The sequence below is a fragment of the Methylomonas koyamae genome, assembly GCF_001644025.1.
Lineage (GTDB): Bacteria > Pseudomonadota > Gammaproteobacteria > Methylococcales > Methylomonadaceae > Methylomonas > Methylomonas koyamae_A.
Genome location: NZ_LUUK01000104.1, coordinates 1 through 1,357 on the forward strand (window position 1 = coordinate 1; position 1,357 = coordinate 1,357).

At 55.9% G+C, this 1,357-nt stretch carries 2 protein-coding genes; one reads left to right on the forward strand and one right to left on the reverse strand.

Translation table 11 applies throughout. From position 1 onward, the window contains the following. Positions 1 to 92: 92 nt before the first annotated feature. Complete coding sequence (locus tag A1355_RS08600; RefSeq protein WP_064027040.1) at positions 93 to 1,190, forward strand: IS5 family transposase; 1,098 nt, start codon at positions 93 to 95, stop codon at positions 1,188 to 1,190. Here the strand turns inward: A1355_RS08600 and A1355_RS26070 are convergent. After that, on the reverse strand, positions 1,156 to 1,357 hold a 202-nt coding region (locus tag A1355_RS26070), incomplete at its 5' end, for a hypothetical protein (protein ID WP_231883609.1). The two genes, A1355_RS08600 and A1355_RS26070, sit on opposite strands and share 35 nt — an antisense overlap.

Below are 1,357 nucleotides of genomic sequence, written 5' to 3' on the forward strand. Positions count from 1 at the left end.
CAGGCTGGTGAAAAACTCGAAAAGCCAAGTAAGCTAAGGCATAGATGAGCGGCCAACTGTTAAAATAGGCTACCTAAATTTGGAGCCTTTCAATGCGCGGACACGATGCCATTCAAAACAGCTGGTTCAGCTATGTTAGCCTGGAAGACCGTATTCCCAAACAGCATTCGTTGCGTCGTTTACGGCTACTAGTTGATGGCGTATTGGCCTCGATGGATGCCGTCTTTGCCGAGCGTTACTCGCACACCGGCCGTCCCTCGATTGCCCCTGAAAAACTGCTGCGAGCCTTGCTGTTACAAGTCCTGTATACGGTCCGTAGCGAGCGTCAGTTGATGGAACAACTGGACTACAACCTGTTGTTTCGCTGGTTTGTTGGTCTGGGCATCGACGATGCCGTGTGGGAACGCACAGTGTTCAGTGCCAACCGCGAGCGCCTATTGTCCGAGTCCCTCAGCCGCGAATTTTTCACCCGAGTGCTGGCGATTGCCGAGTGGCAAAATCTGGTGTCCGACGAACACTTCAGTGTCGATGGCAGCCTGATCGAAGCCTGGGCCTCGCACAAAAGCTTCGTCAAGAAAGACGGCAGCGGCCCGGACAAACCTGCCGGCCGCAATCCCGAGGTCGACTTCAGCGGCGAAAAGCGCAGCAACGCCACCCACCACAGTACGACCGATCCCGAAGCCCGGCTTTACAAGAAAGGCGAATACACCGAGGCCAAACTGCGTTACATCACCCACGCCCTGTCCGAGAATCGCAACGGCCTGATTGTCGATGTCGAAACCACTCAAGCCACCGGCACCGCCGAAATCGAAGCCGCGCAAAAAATGATCAAACGCCGCGTGCCCAAAGGCGGCAGCCTCGGTGCCGACAAAGGCTATGACCAAGCGGCGTTCGTCAACGGACTCGAGTCCCGTGACATCAAAGCCCATGTGGCCCGCAAAAAGACCGGCAGTGCCGTCGATGGCCGGACCGCTCGCGGCAAAGGTTACGCCCAAAGTCTCAAGCGCCGCAAAATCGTCGAAGAAGCCTTTGGCTGGGTCAAAACGGTCGGCGGCCTGCGCAAAACCCGTCACATCGGCTTAGCCAAAGTCGCGGGTCAGGCCTTGTTTTGCTTTGCCGCATACAACCTGACGCGCATGCTCAACCTATTGGTGTTCACGCCGAAACCGGCGTGGAGTGCGCCCGCCTAGGGTGAAGTTCGCCTGAAAACCGTCCACAGACGGCTTCAGGCGAATAAAAAGCCCTTGAAACCGGGGCAAAACGCTTGAAACTCGATGTCATGACCGATTTCAACTCGAAAAAATCACGAACATCGTGGGTAAGGAGAAATATCGGCGGGTTTTTCACCAGCCTGTTA